We start from the raw sequence: 14,572 nt of genomic DNA, 5'->3' as shown, positions 1-14,572 counted from the left end.
AACGTCGGTCGACGTGATCCTTCGGTGTCGAGCAGTCGTACACCGTCGTACGTCTCTTAACCGCCGTTCGGCAATGTCGAACACTACCGGTCCATGTCGACCTCTCGCTAATGGTCGGACGACACCAGTTACATCCGACGCGACCCGAGCGAGCCGCGAGGGCCACCCGAGTCCGCCTCGTGGACGCCGCTGCCCATCCAAGCCGACTCCCGGCTACTCTGACGCCGTGCGGCATCCTCGCCTGCCGGGGACACCGCATAGCCGACAGCCGTCGCACTCCAGGGAGCCCCTTTATGGCCTCGTCGCCAACGTCCCCGTCCGCCGACACCCGGACCCGCGTGTCCGCGCTCCGAGAGGCACTCGCCACCCGAGTGGTGGTCGCCGACGGCGCCATGGGCACCATGCTCCAGGCCCAGGAGCCGACGCTCGACGACTTCCAGCAGCTCGAGGGCTGCAACGAGATCCTCAACCTCACCCGCCCCGACATCGTCCGCTCCGTCCACGAGGCGTACTACTCCGTGGGCGTCGACTGCGTCGAGACCAACACCTTCGGGGCCAACCACTCCGCGCTCGGCGAGTACGACATCCCCGAGCGCGTGTACGAGCTGTCCGAGGCCGGCGCGCGGGTGGCCCGCGAGGTCGCCGACGAGTTCACCGCCCAGGACGGCCGCGCCCGCTGGGTCCTCGGCTCCATGGGCCCCGGCACCAAGCTGCCCACCCTCGGCCACGCCCCCTACACCACCCTGCGCGACGCCTACCAGCGCAACGCCGAGGGCCTGGTCGCCGGCGGCGCCGACGCGCTGCTCGTGGAGACCACCCAGGACCTGCTGCAGACCAAGGCCGCCGTCCTCGGCGCCCGCCGCGGCCTCGAGGCCCTGGGCCTGGACCTGCCGGTGATCGTGTCGGTGACCGTCGAGACCACCGGCACCATGCTGCTGGGCTCGGAGATCGGCGCCGCCCTCACCGCGCTCGAGCCGCTCGGCATCGACATGATCGGCCTGAACTGCGCCACCGGCCCGGCCGAGATGAGCGAGCACCTGCGCTACCTCGCGCGCAACGCCCGCATCCCGCTGTCCTGCATGCCCAACGCGGGCCTGCCGGTGCTCGGCAAGGACGGCGCCCACTACCCGCTGGGCGCACCCGAGCTGGCCGACGCCCAGGAGACCTTCGTCCGCGAGTACGGCATCTCGCTCGTCGGCGGCTGCTGCGGCACCACCCCGGAACACCTGCGCCAGGTCGTGGAACGCGTCCGGGGCCTCGCCCCGACCGAGCGCGACCCGCGCCCCGAGCCCGGCGCGGCCTCCCTCTACCAGTCGGTCCCCTTCCGGCAGGACACCTCCTACCTGGCCATCGGCGAGCGCACCAACGCCAACGGCTCCAAGAAGTTCCGCGAGGCCATGCTGGAGGCCCGCTGGGACGACTGTGTGGAGATGGCGCGGGAGCAGATCCGCGAGGGCGCGCACATGCTCGACCTGTGCGTGGACTATGTCGGCCGCGACGGCGTGGCGGACATGGAGGAACTGGCCGGCCGTTTCGCCACCGCCTCCACCCTGCCGATCGTCCTGGACTCCACCGAGGTCGACGTCATCCGGGCCGGTCTGGAGAAGCTCGGCGGCCGCGCGGTGATCAACTCGGTGAACTACGAGGACGGCGACGGCCCCGAATCCCGGTTCGCGCAGGTCACGAAGCTGGCGGGTGAGCACGGCGCCGCCCTGATCGCGCTCACGATCGACGAGGAGGGCCAGGCCCGCACCCCGGAGAAGAAGGTCGAGATCGCCGAACGGCTCATCGACGACCTGACCGGGAACTGGGGCATCCGCGAGGACGACATCCTCATCGACACCCTGACCTTCACCATCTGCACCGGTCAGGAGGAGTCCCGCAAGGACGGCATCGCCACCATCGAGGCGATCCGCGAGCTGAAGAAGCGGCACCCGGCCGTGCAGACCACCCTCGGCCTGTCGAACATCTCCTTCGGCCTGAACCCGGCCGCCCGCATCCTGCTGAACTCCGTCTTCCTGGACGAGTGCGTCAAGGCGGGCCTGGACTCGGCGATCGTGCACGCCTCCAAGATCCTGCCGATCGCCCGGTTCAGCGAGGAAGAGGTCCGGACGGCCCTCGACCTGATCCACGACCGCCGCACCGAGGGCTACGACCCCCTGCAGAAGCTGATGCAGCTCTTCGAGGGCGCCACGGCGAAGTCCCTCAAGGCCGGCAAGGCCGAGGAGCTGGCCGCGCTGCCGCTGGAGGAGCGCCTCAAGCGCCGGATCATCGACGGCGAGCGCAACGGCCTGGAGGCCGACCTGGACGAGGCCCTCCAGGACCGGCCCGCCCTCGACATCGTCAACGACACCCTGCTGGACGGTATGAAGGTCGTCGGCGAGCTGTTCGGCTCCGGCCAGATGCAGCTGCCGTTCGTCCTGCAGTCCGCCGAGGTCATGAAGAACGCCGTGGCCTACCTCGAGCCGCACATGGAGAAGTCGGACGCCGAGGGCAAGGGCACGATCGTGCTGGCCACCGTGCGCGGCGACGTGCACGACATCGGCAAGAACCTGGTCGACATCATCCTGTCCAACAACGGCTACAACGTCGTCAACCTCGGCATCAAGCAGCCCGTCTCCGCGATCCTGGAGGCGGCCGAGGAGCACCGGGCCGACGTCATCGGCATGTCCGGGCTGCTGGTGAAGTCCACGGTGATCATGAAGGAGAACCTGGAGGAGCTGAACCAGCGCGGACTCGCCACCCGCTTCCCGGTCATCCTCGGCGGCGCCGCCCTGACCCGGGCCTACGTCGAACAGGACCTGCACGAGATCTACGAGGGCGAGGTCCGCTACGCCCGCGACGCCTTCGAGGGCCTGCGCCTGATGGACGCCCTCATCGGCGTCAAGCGCGGCGTGCCGGGCGCCAAGCTGCCCGAGCTGAAGCAGCGCCGGGTCCGGGCGGCCGCGGCCGTCGAGGTCGAGGAGCGCCCGCAGGAGGGCCACGTCCGCTCCGACGTCGCCACCGACAACCCGGTACCGGCCCCGCCCTTCTGGGACACCCGCGTCGTCAAGGGCATCCAGCTCAAGGAGTACGCGAGCTGGCTGGACGAGGGCGCGCTGTTCAAGGGCCAGTGGGGGCTCAAGCAGGCCCGCACCGGTGAGGGACCGACCTACGAGGAGCTGGTCGAGACCGAGGGCCGTCCCCGGCTGCGCGGTCTGCTCGACCGTCTCCAGACCGAGAACCTGCTCGAAGCGGCCGTCGTCTACGGCTACTTCCCCTGTGTGTCCAAGGACGACGACCTGATCATCCTGGACGAGCAGGGCAACGAGCGCACCCGCTTCACCTTCCCGCGCCAGCGCCGCGGCCGCCGCCTGTGCCTGGCCGACTTCTTCCGTCCGGAGGAGTCGGGGGAGACGGACGTGGTCGGCTTCCAGGTCGTCACCGTCGGCTCGCGCATCGGCGAGGAGACCGCCAAGCTCTTCGAGGCCAACGCTTACCGCGACTACCTCGAACTGCACGGCCTGTCCGTCCAGTTGGCCGAGGCGCTCGCCGAGTACTGGCACGCCCGCGTCCGCGCCGAACTCGGCTTCGCCGGCGAGGACCCGGCGGACGTCGAGGACATGTTCGCCCTCAAGTACCGGGGCGCCCGCTTCTCCCTCGGCTACGGCGCCTGCCCCGACCTGGAGGACCGCGCCAAGATCGCCGAACTGCTCAAGCCCGAGCGGATCGGCGTCCATCTGTCCGAGGAGTTCCAGCTGCACCCCGAGCAGTCCACGGACGCCATCGTGATCCACCACCCGGAGGCGAAGTACTTCAACGCCCGGTGATCCGGATCACCGCCGATCACCGCTTCGGCGCGCCCCACGGGCGCGCCGAAGCGCCTCCTGGCCTGTGCCGGGGGTGTTTCAGGCGTACCCCCGCGCCCGAGCGATAAACGAGGCGCTTCGGGCGCCGGAGTCGTACACTAGTCGGTCCACTGCAGGCCGGTTCCCCGTGCGGGAACCGGCCTGGTCGTCCCTCAAGGAGGTGCGCCCGGATGACCAGTACGGTCCCCGCGCTCGGAACCCGTACGGCCGAAGGCTCCGCCCTGCAGGCGGTGCTTCTCGACATGGACGGCACCCTGGTGGACACCGAGGGCTTCTGGTGGGACGTCGAGGTGGAGATCTTCGCCCGCCTCGGTCACGCCCTGGACGATTCCTGGCGGCACGTCGTGGTCGGCGGCCCGATGACCCGCAGCGCCGGCTTCCTCATCGAGGCCACCGGCGCCGACATCACGCTCGCCGAACTCTCCGTGCTGCTCAACGACGGCTTCGAGGACCGCATCGGTCACGCGCTGCCGCTGATGCCCGGCGCCTCCCGGCTGCTCGCCGAACTCCGCGAGCACGCCATCCCCACCGCCCTGGTCTCCGCCTCCCACCGGCGCATCATCGACCGCGTGCTGACCGTGCTGGGCCCGCACCACTTCGACCTGTCCGTCGCCGGCGACGAGGTCTCGCGCACCAAGCCCTTCCCGGACCCGTATCTGCTCGCCGCGGCCAAGCTGGGTGCGGATCCGGCCAGATGTGCCGTCGTCGAGGACACCGCGACCGGGGTGGCCGCGGCCGAGGCCGCGGGCTGCCGGGTGGTCGCCGTGCCCTCCATCGCCCCCATCACCCCGTCCGAGGGACGCACCGTGGTCACCTCCCTGGAAGAGGTCGACCTGGCATTTCTCCGCGACCTGATGACGGAAATGCGCTAGCCGTTCACCCAGCGTGCAAACGTCATTGGGTGTGGTGGACACATTTCCGGGGAAGTACACCCGAGGGGAATTCCGATCCGGTCATCCGGCCGGAATTCCACTGACTCGCCACACAGTTGGAGTGTGACGTTCCCCACGCCGACGGGCCTCGACAACGTTGCCCAGCTGTGCTGACCGACCCTTCCGGGCCGTGCTCGCCGGGTCCATGTGTCCCGATTGATGGAAAGCTGCACTAATCCTGCCGCTGTCGGGTTTTCGGTGTGTCCGCACCTGATTCCGCTGCGTGATGGGGGGTCAAGTCACGCGGCTGTGAACCCTCCTGCGGGCGCGGACTAATCTCATCGCGAGAACATCGCCGCAACCCCCCGTGATCCGCCGCACCACCCATGCATGCCGGATACACGGACCCGAACAGCTCTGGAGAAACTCCCGCATGAACCGCAAGACTTTGGTGCTGCCGGCGGTGGTCGGTCTGCTCACCCCGGTTCTCGCCGCGTGCGGCGGATCCGACAGCGGGAGCAAGGGCGGCGACGCCATCGTCGTCGGCACCACGGACCGGTTCACCGCCACCACGGACGCCCCGGCACCCCTCGACCCGGCCTACGCCTACGACGTCGGCCTCTGGAACATCATGCGCCAGACGGTGCAGACCCTGATGACCCAGCCCAAGGGCGAGGGCGACCCCGTCCCGGACGCCGCCGAGAGCTGCACCTTCACCGACAGCGGCAACGAGCGCTACGCCTGCAAGCTGCGCGAGGGCCTGACGTTCGCGAGCGGCGACCCGGTCACCGCCGAGGACGTGAAGTACTCCATCGAGCGTTCGCTGCGCATCAACGCCCCCGGCGGTCCCGCAGCCCTGCTGAACACCATCGACACCGTCGAGACGCAGGGCGAGCGCGAGGTGATCTTCCACCTCAAGACGGCCGACGCCACCTTCCCGTACAAGCTGTCCACCCCGGTCGCGGGCATCGTCAACCCGAAGGACTACCAGAAGGACAAGCTGCGCGACGGCTTCGAGATGGACGGCTCCGGCCCCTACACCTTCAAGGCCGACGTCCAGGACGACGTGCTCGTCAACGCCACCTTCACCAAGAACGCCTCGTACAAGGGCAGTGTGACGGTGAACAACGACAAGGTCCAACTGCGCGCCTTCCAGGACGCGGACGCCATGGGCGCCGCGATCGACAAGGGTGACATCGACGTCATGACCCGCACCATGACGCCCGCGCAGATCCAGAAGCTGGACGGCGGCTCCGACAACAACGTCGACCTCGTCGACATGCCGGGCCTGGAGATCCGCTACCTCGCCTTCAACACCAAGGCGTCCTCCGTGAAGGCCAAGGCCGTGCGCCAGGCCATGGCCCAGGTCATCAACCGCGGCGAACTGGTCTCCAAGGTCTACGGCACCCAGGCGGAGCCGCTGTACTCGCTGGTCCCGGCGACCGTCACCGGCCACTCCAACTCGTTCTTCAACAAGTACGGCAACCCCAGCGTCGACAAGGCCAAGGGCCTGCTCAGCGAGGCCGGCATCACCACCCCGGTGAAGCTGACCCTGCACTACACGACCGACCACTACGGCTCGGCCACCAAGCAGGAGTTCCAGATCCTGCAGAAGCAGCTCAACGGCAGCGGCCTGTTCGACGTCTCCATCCAGGGCCACCGCTGGGACGCCTTCCGCCCGGCCGAGCAGAAGGGCGAGTACGACGTCTACGGGATGGGCTGGTTCCCCGACTTCCCGGACGCCGACAACTTCATCGCGCCCTTCCTCGACAAGGACAACTTCCTCGGCTCGCCGTACAACAACACCACGATCCAGCGCGACCTGATCCCGCAGTCCCGCCGCGAGGCCGACCGGCTCGGCGCCGCCAACAGCCTGACGGAGATCCAGGACACCGTCGCCGAGGACGTCCCCCTGCTGCCGCTGTGGCAGGGCAAGCAGTACGTCGCCGCGCGCGACGACATCACGGGTGTCGCCTATGCCCTGAACTCCTCCTCGACGCTCCAGCTGTGGGAGCTCGGCCGCGGTGCTAGCGGCTGACGGCTCTCCTCAACCCGGGGGCCGGTGACGGCTGCCCGGGACCCGGGGGCCAGGGACGGCTGCTCCGGGACGACGAACCGACGACAAGGCACATTTCAAGTGAACATGCGCAACCAGTGGCCGGTCCTGCCCATCGTGGCGGGGCTGGCCTCCGGCCTGTTGACCGGCTGCGGCTCGGAGACCGGTGATTCCGGGGGTACCGGCTCCTCCATGGTGATGGGGATGTCCGACGACGTCCTCGCCACGGACCCGGCATCCGGCTATGACCCCGGCTCCTGGCTGTTGTTCAACAACGTCTTCCAGTCACTGCTCAGCTTCCCGAAGGGAGCGACCGAACCCGAGCCCGAACTGGCCAGGCAGTGCACCTTCACCGACACCCGGGCCACGGTCTACAAGTGCGAGCTGAAGGACGGCCTGAAGTTCAGCAACGGTGACGCCCTCACCTCCGAGGACGTGAAGTTCTCCTTCGACCGCATGATGAAGATCGACGACCCCGCCGGTCCCGCGATCATCTTCCCGATGCTCGGCACGGTCGAGACGCCGGACGCCAAGACGGTCGTCTTCCGTCTGAAGGTCCCCGACGCCACCTTCCCCAGCAAGATCGCCTCCGGCGCCGGCTCCATCGTGAACCACCGCCAGTACGACGCCGACGGTCTGCGCACCGACCACCAGGCCGTCGGCTCCGGCCCCTACAAGCTGGACTCCTTCGACAAGGACCAGGCGGTCTTCTCGGTCAACGGCAACTACAAGGGGACCGCCAAGGTCAGCAACTCCGGCGTCACCCTCAAGTTCTTCCACGGCGACCGCACGGCCCTGAAGCAGTCCCTCCTCGACGGCGACATCGACATCGCCTACCGAGGCCTGACCGCCACGGACATCGCCGACCTCGACCAGCAGGACGACAGCAAGGGCGTCGACGTCATCGAGGGCAGCAGCGCCGAGGTCCAGCACCTGGTCTTCAACATGAAGGACCCGGTCGCGGGCAAGCTCGGCGTCCGCAAGGCCATGGCCTACCTCATCGACCGCGACGCCCTGATCAAGGACGTCTACCAGGGCACCGCCACCCCGCTGTACTCGATCATCCCGGCGGGCATCGCGGGCCACAACACCGCGTTCTTCGACACCTACGGTGCCCGCCCCGCCCGTGACAAGGCCGCCGCCGCGCTGCACGCCGACGGCATCACCGGCAAGGTCAAGCTCACCCTGTGGTCCACGCCGTCCCGCTACGGCCCCGCCACCGACCAGGAGCTGAAGGCCATCGCCGGCCAGCTCAACGCCAGCGGGCTGTTCGAGGCGGACGTGCAGTCGGTCGCCTTCGACCAGTACGAGAAGGACATCGCCAAGGGCCGGTACGGCGTCTACGTCAAGGGCTGGGTGCCCGACTACCCGGACGCCGACAACTTCACGGCACCCTTCTTCGGCAAGGGCAACGTGCTGAGCAACAACTACAGCAACAGCACCATCACCGGCTCCCTCATCCCCGGCACGGCCGCGCAGAGCGACCGTGGCGCCACCGACAAGGAGTTCGGCAAGCTGCAGGACATCGTCGCCGCCGAACTGCCCGTCCTGCCGGTCTGGCAGGCCAAGCAGTACGCGGTGGTCCGCGACGGCGTCTACGGCCTGGAGTACTGCCTGGACGCCTCGACGGTGTTCCGGTTCTGGGAACTCAGCAAGAGCTGACACACGTCACGACAAGGGCGCCCCTCGCCACGCGGGAGGGGCGCCCTTCGCCGTCGCACGGTCTACTGGGCGCCGGGGCGCACCAGGCCGCTCTCGTACGCGTACACGGCGGCCTGCACGCGGTCCCGCAGACCCAGCTTGGTGAGCACGTGCCCCACGTGGGTCTTCACCGTCGTCTCGCTGACGAACAGGTCGGCCGCGATCTCGGCGTTGGACAGCCCGCGCGCCACCAGCTTCAGCACCTCCACCTCGCGGTCGGTGAGGGTGTGCAGGGTGTCCGGCACCGGCTCCTCGCCGGAGGGCAGATGCGTGGCGTACTTGTCCAGCAGGCGGCGGGTGATGCTCGGCGCGAGCATGGCCTCACCGGCCGCGACGACCCGGATCGCCTGCACCAGCTCGTTGGCGGGCGCGTCCTTCAGCAGGAAGCCGCTGGCACCGGCCCGCAGCGCCTCCACCACGTACTCGTCCAGGTCGAACGTGGTCAGCACGAGCACCTTGGCCGGACCGTCCCGGCCGGGACCGGTGATCTGCCGGGTGGCTTCGACCCCGTCCATCCGAGGCATCCGGATGTCCATCAGCACGACGTCCGGCTGCAGGGCCCGTACCTGGTCGAGAGCCTGCAGGCCGTCGCCTGCCTCGCCGACGACCGCGAGGTCCTGCTCGGCCTCGAGAATCATGCGGAACCCGGTACGCAGCAGCGGCTGGTCGTCGACCAGTAGGACGCGGATGGCCACGTGACACTCCTTCGCTAGTCCGGCCCCATTCTGCCCTGTGGCCCGGCACCGGATTCGGGCGCCCTCAGGGGCAGCGGATAGGGCGGGGGAGTGCCGCCGAACTCGGGGCAGTGCGCCTGGTGATCGCACCAGCCGCACAGCTTGGTCGGCCGGGGCCGCCAGACGCCCGTCTCGGTGGCCTGCCGGATGGCCTCCCACAGCGCGTGCAACTTCCGTTCCACCCGCTCCAGATCGGCGGGCACCGGGTCGTACGTCAGCACGTCCCCACTGCCGAGATAGACCAGCTGGAGCCGGCGCGGAACCACCCGCTTCAGCCGCCACACGACGAGCGCGTAGAACTTCATCTGGAACAGGGCGCCCTCGGCGTACTCGGGCCGCGGTGCCTTCCCCGTCTTGTAGTCGACGATCCGCACCTCGCCGGTCGGCGCCACGTCCACCCGGTCGATGATCCCGCGCAGCCGCAGCCCCGACTCCAGCTCGGCCTCGACGAACAGCTCCCGCTCGGCCGGCTCCAGCCGCGTGGGGTCCTCCAGCGTGAACCAGCGCTCCACGAGCCGCTCGGCCTCCTCGAGCCAGCGGGCCAGCCGCTCGCCCTCCGGATCGTCGGCGAACAGCTCGGTCACCTCCGGCCGGCTCTCCCGCAGCCGGTCCCACTGGCCGGGGATCAGCGCCTTGGCCCGCGGCGCGGTCCGCTCCCCGGCCGGCGCGTCGAACAGCCGCTCCAGCACGGCGTGCACCAGCGTCCCGCGGGTCGCGGCCGCGCTGGGCTTCTCCGGCAGCCGGTCGATCACCCGGAACCGGTACAGCAACGGACACTGCATGAAGTCGCCGGCCCGGGAGGGAGACAGCGAGGTGGGCGGAACGGCGACCCGGACGCCGGCCGTCCCGTCCGGGACCGTGTCCGTGGCGGTGCCGGCCGTCCCGACAGGGTCGGTGGCGGTGCCGGCCGTCCCGTCCGAGGGCCCCTCGGCAGAGGGTCCCGCCGCGTCCGCCGTCGTCCCGGCGGCCGACCCCCGTTCCGTCTCCGCAGCCGTCGGGGGGCTCGGCACGGACGCCGGGGCCGGCACGGTCGTCGGCTGCGACGGGCCGGCCGGGGCCGTCCGCTCGGCCGCGCCCGGCAGAGCCTCCGTGCCGCTCGGCGGGGATCCCGCCTCCTCGATGCTGCTGTCCATGCCCACAGACCTTACGGCCCCCCACCGACAGTGACCCGGTCGCCGCCCGCGTCGGCCCTGCGACCGCGGGGCAAACACAAGGGGTGCCGGGGCGAAACGTGCCGCCACGGCCGCATACCATCGAGCAGAGACCCTTCCGCCCGGCAGGCGCGGAAGACGCTTCGAACGAGGGGACACCGTGGACGTGAGCGGCGGGAGCGGGCAGCCGCGGTCCGGCAACGACGAGCCGGCCGAGCACCCCGCAGGTCCTACGGCCCCGGCGACCGGATCCACCGACCACCCCGGGCCGGAGCCCGAGCGCCCTGAGGAGCCGGCGGCCCCGCAGGACCGGCCTCGCGCGGACCGGGCCCCGGACGGCGACAAGGACGCCCGGGAAGCCGCTCCACGTCCGGAGCCCGGACCCACCGGACCCACCGGCCCCACCGGACCCACCGATAGGGGGCGCGCCGCCGGCACCGCCCCCCACCCCGACGCCTCCGAACACCGTTCCCTCGCCCACTCCGGGATCGCCAAGGGCGAGCCGCCCCAGCCGCGGCCCAAGGAGCCCGGCGGCGGCATCCTCATGGGCCGCCCCTTCGGCGTACCGGTGTACGTGGCGCCGAGCTGGTTCCTCGTCGCCGCCCTGATCACCTGGGTCTTCGGCGGCCAGCTCGACCGCGTGCTGCCCGAGCTGGGCGCCGCCCGCTACCTGGTGTCCCTCTTCTTCGCGGTCGCCTTCTACGCCTCCGTCCTGGTCCACGAGCTGGCCCACACGGTCGCCGCGATCCGCTTCAAGCTCCCGGTCCGCCGTATCCAGCTGCAGTTCTTCGGCGGTGTCTCCGAGATCGAGAAGGAGGCCGAGACCCCGGGCCGGGAGTTCGTCCTGGCCTTCGTCGGACCGCTGCTCTCGCTCGTCCTCGCCGCGGTGTTCTACCTCGCCATGAAGCCCGTGGAGCCCGGCACCGTCCCCGGCGTGCTGCTGGCCGGCCTGATGGTCTCCAACCTCATCGTGGCGATCTTCAACCTTCTGCCGGGCCTGCCCCTCGACGGCGGCCGCATGCTCCGCGCCGTCGTCTGGAAGATCAGCGGCAAGCCGATGACCGGCACCGTCGCCGCCGCCTGGGTCGGCCGCGCGCTCGCCGTCTGCGTCCTGATCGGCCTGCCGCTGCTCAACCAGTCCGGCGCCCTCGGGGGCGGCGGCGAGGACACCGGCGGCATGGACACCGTCACCGACGCCCTGCTCGCCGCCATCCTCGCCGCGATCATCTGGACCGGCGCCGGCAACAGCCTGCGCATGGCCCGGCTGCGCGAACACCTCCCCGAGCTGCGCGCCCGCACCCTCACCCGGCGCGCCGTCCCCGTCGAGACCGACACCCCGCTCTCCGAGGCCCTGCGCCGCGCCAACGCCGCCGGAGCCCGTGCCCTGGTCGTCGTCGACGCCGACGGCCACCCCCTCTCCCTCGTCCGCGAGGCCGCCATCGTCGGCGTACCCGAACACCGCCGGCCCTGGGTCGCCGTCAGCGGCCTGGCCCAGGAGCTGACCGACGGCATGCGCGTCTCCGCCGAGCTGGCGGGCGAGGAACTGCTGGACGCCCTGCGCGCCGCCCCGGCCACCGAGTACCTGGTCGTCGAGGAGACCGGCGAGATCTACGGCGTCCTGTCCGCCGCGGACGTCGAGCGGGCCTTCGTCAAGGCCATGGCCAGGCCCACCCCGTAGTGGTCGGCGGCCCCGGCAAAGGCCGGTAGTCTGTTCACATGTCCGAACCGACCGGTGCCGCCCGCAGGCGCGGGCCCTTCAAGGTCGGGGACCAGGTACAGCTGACCGACCCCAAGGGCCGCCACTACACGTTCACGCTCGAAGCCGGGAAGAACTTCCACACCCACAAGGGTTCCTTCCCGCACGACGAACTGATCGGTGCTCCCGAGGGCAGCGTTGTCCGCACCACCGGCAACGTGGCCTACCTCGCGCTGCGCCCCCTGCTCCCCGACTACGTCCTGTCCATGCCCCGCGGGGCAGCCGTCGTCTACCCCAAGGACGCGGGGCAGATCCTGGCCTTCGCCGACATCTTCCCCGGCGCACGCGTCGTGGAGGCCGGCGTCGGCTCCGGCTCGCTCAGCAGCTTCCTGCTGCGGGCCATCGGCGACCAGGGCATGCTGCACTCCTACGAGCGCCGCGAGGACTTCGCCGAGATCGCCCAGCAGAACGTGGAGCGCTACTTCGGCGGCCCGCACCCCGCCTGGCAGCTCACCGTCGGCGACCTCCAGGACAACCTGTCCGACACCGACGTCGACCGCGTCATCCTCGACATGCTCGCCCCCTGGGAGTGCCTGGAGGCCGTCTCCAAGGCTCTCGTCCCGGGCGGCATCCTGTGCTGCTACGTGGCCACCACCACCCAGCTCGCCCGGACCGTGGAGTCCATCCGGGAGATCGGCTGCTTCAACGAGCCGACCGCCTGGGAGACCATGATCCGCAACTGGCACATCGAGGGCCTGGCCGTCCGCCCCGATCACCGGATGATCGGCCACACCGGCTTCCTGCTCACCGCCCGCCGCCTCGCGGACGGCGTCGAGCCGCCCATGCGCCGCCGCCGCCCGGCCAAGGGCGCCTACGGCGAGGACTACGCCGGACCCAACGCCGACGGCGGCGCCGGCCGCTGACCGGCCACGCACGCGTACAACGCAAGGGCGCCGTGGCCGAGTTCCCGACCGAACGACGGGAACTCGGCCACGGCGCCCGTCCGTTGTCGGGACACCTGGACCGACGCGACCGCGGTGCCCGGCACGCCCCCGCGCGCGGGCGTGCCGCCTGCGAAAATCCCGGACCCCGCCGTTCCCCCGCACTGTGACGTGTGGCACCATGCTGGCCACCCCACCGGCACAGCCCTCACAGGAGACACTCCTAGTGCAGCATTCCGCCGTTCCGGAGCTGGCCCACGCCCAGACGCGGCCCATCCACTGGGTCGCCACGGCCGCCGCCGTCGCCGGCGTCGTGGCCCTCTCCTCCGTCGTGCAGCCCGGATCGGCCACGGCCGCCCAGTCCGCCGGCGGCCCGCGGACCAAGTCCGCCCCCGCGGCCGTCGCTCCGCCCAGTACGACCGGCGTGGACTTCCCGCTGGAGTGCGGCCCCGTCAAGGCGGTGGTCGTGCGGAAGGCCACCGGTGACCTGGACGGCGACGGCAGACCGGAAACCGTCGCGGTCGTGCACTGCGACGCCCCCATGGGCACCCCGCCGGACGGGGTCTACGTCCTCACCCGCTCCGCGGACGGCGGCAAGCCCCGTGTGGTCGCCACCCTCGTGGATCCCAAGGACCGGATCACCGTCACCGACTTCGCCCTGCGCGCGCGTGCGGTCGCCGCGACCCTGCTCGGCTACTCCTCGGACGCCGTGCCCAGTTGCTGCCCCGACATGAAGACCCCGGCCAAGTGGCAGTGGAACGGCAAGGCCTTCGTCCGCTCCACGCCGGCCGGGGCCCACAGCGTCTGAACCGGGTTCACGCCGCGCCGGGCCCGTACACCTCGACCTTGTCCAGAACCCGGCGCACGTGGATGCACTCGCCGGGGCACTCCTTCGCCGAGTCCACCACGTCCGTGAGCAACGGCAGGGGCACCGGCGTCGTCGCCCCGGGGTCCTGGAGCAGCTCGTCGTCGGCGCCCTTCACATAGGCCAGCCCGTCGATGTCCAGCTCGAACACCTCAGGGGCGTACTGGGCACAGATCCCGTCGCCGGTACACAGGTCCTGGTCGATCCAGACCTCCAGCGCATCGCCGCCCGGGGCCTCCTGCTGCACGGTCATCTCTCCTGCCGTCGGTTCGCCGGGCGGTCCCGACCCCGCGAGGGCCAGCCGGGTCCGCTCCAGCGGCTGTTGAACACACCCGACCCTACCTCCGCGCGGTTTCCGGCCGTGTTCCCCCGCTTCCGGGTTTCCGCCCCGGCACCCTCGGGTACGAGCGCCCGACCAGGAGAGGGGCACCCCGGCCCCGGGCCCGGCCACTTCAGGCCGGACCGGCGGTGACACCACCCGCTCGAACCGTCGCTCTGCGTGATGATCGTACGAGCGCGCCGCGTGCTGCCCGCCTACGGGTCGATCTGGCTCGGACCGGACAACTCCGGCCAGTAGTGAAGGGTTTTGACCGCATCGTGCGTGGAACAAGCTGCTTCCACATCACGTTGAGTGGGTATTCCCTCCGTGCGAGGGAGAGCGCACCGGGTGACCGACGACACACCTTGACAGTCTTTGTGATCTAGGGG

General features: G+C 70.5%; 10 protein-coding genes. 7 read left to right on the top strand and 3 right to left on the bottom strand.

Annotation, left to right across the window (positions count from 1 at the left end):
* The first annotated feature begins 293 nt into the window (after positions 1 to 293).
* From metH to ACZ5CW_RS12550, 4 genes are all read left to right on the top strand, one after another.
* Positions 294 to 3,809: a methionine synthase gene (gene metH, locus ACZ5CW_RS12565; RefSeq protein ID WP_468600344.1), complete on the top strand. Its 3,516-nt coding sequence runs from the start codon at positions 294 to 296 to the stop codon at positions 3,807 to 3,809.
* Between the two features lie 209 nt (positions 3,810 to 4,018).
* On the top strand, positions 4,019 to 4,720 hold the full coding sequence (locus ACZ5CW_RS12560; RefSeq protein WP_468600342.1) for an HAD family hydrolase: 702 nt from the start codon (positions 4,019 to 4,021) through the stop codon (positions 4,718 to 4,720).
* A 433-nt stretch (positions 4,721 to 5,153) separates the two neighbouring features.
* Positions 5,154 to 6,758, top strand: coding sequence for an ABC transporter substrate-binding protein (locus tag ACZ5CW_RS12555; protein WP_468600340.1), 1,605 nt, complete (start codon positions 5,154 to 5,156; stop codon positions 6,756 to 6,758).
* A gap of 99 nt (positions 6,759 to 6,857) precedes the next feature.
* Positions 6,858 to 8,438 carry an ABC transporter substrate-binding protein gene (locus ACZ5CW_RS12550; protein WP_468600338.1) on the top strand — a complete coding sequence of 527 codons (1,581 nt, stop codon included), beginning with the start codon at positions 6,858 to 6,860 and terminating at the stop codon, positions 8,436 to 8,438.
* 62 nt (positions 8,439 to 8,500) lie between these two features.
* Here ACZ5CW_RS12550 and ACZ5CW_RS12545 read toward each other — a convergent pair whose 3' ends face one another.
* Entirely contained in the window at positions 8,501 to 9,172 is a 672-nt protein-coding gene (locus ACZ5CW_RS12545) for a response regulator (protein ID WP_010045368.1), read from the bottom strand.
* 14 nt (positions 9,173 to 9,186) lie between these two features.
* Positions 9,187 to 10,344, bottom strand: coding sequence for a RecB family exonuclease (locus ACZ5CW_RS12540; protein WP_468600336.1), 1,158 nt, complete (start codon positions 10,342 to 10,344; stop codon positions 9,187 to 9,189).
* A 178-nt stretch (positions 10,345 to 10,522) separates the two neighbouring features.
* Here ACZ5CW_RS12540 and ACZ5CW_RS12535 point away from each other — a divergent pair, with 178 nt between their 5' ends.
* The 3 genes from ACZ5CW_RS12535 (at position 10,523) to ACZ5CW_RS12525 (ending at position 13,807) form a co-directional block, all read left to right on the top strand.
* The gene (locus tag ACZ5CW_RS12535) at positions 10,523 to 12,040 is read left to right on the top strand and encodes a site-2 protease family protein (protein WP_468600334.1); all 1,518 of its coding nucleotides are present in this window, start codon (positions 10,523 to 10,525) and stop codon (positions 12,038 to 12,040) included.
* A 38-nt stretch (positions 12,041 to 12,078) separates the two neighbouring features.
* Entirely contained in the window at positions 12,079 to 12,981 is a 903-nt protein-coding gene (locus ACZ5CW_RS12530) for a tRNA (adenine-N1)-methyltransferase (protein WP_351549202.1), read from the top strand.
* 244 nt (positions 12,982 to 13,225) lie between these two features.
* The gene (locus ACZ5CW_RS12525; RefSeq protein ID WP_468600331.1) at positions 13,226 to 13,807 is read left to right on the top strand and encodes a hypothetical protein; all 582 of its coding nucleotides are present in this window, start codon (positions 13,226 to 13,228) and stop codon (positions 13,805 to 13,807) included.
* A 7-nt stretch (positions 13,808 to 13,814) separates the two neighbouring features.
* On the opposite strand, the gene ACZ5CW_RS12520 is transcribed toward ACZ5CW_RS12525, so the two are convergent.
* Positions 13,815 to 14,117: a ferredoxin gene (locus tag ACZ5CW_RS12520; protein WP_468600329.1), complete on the bottom strand. Its 303-nt coding sequence runs from the start codon at positions 14,115 to 14,117 to the stop codon at positions 13,815 to 13,817.
* Between the last annotated feature and the right edge of the window lie 455 nt (positions 14,118 to 14,572).

This window comes from Streptomyces sp. NPDC031379 (assembly GCF_055569615.1).
The sequence above is the reverse complement of the archived record's forward strand: the minus strand, read 5'-3'. Positions and strand labels throughout refer to the sequence as shown.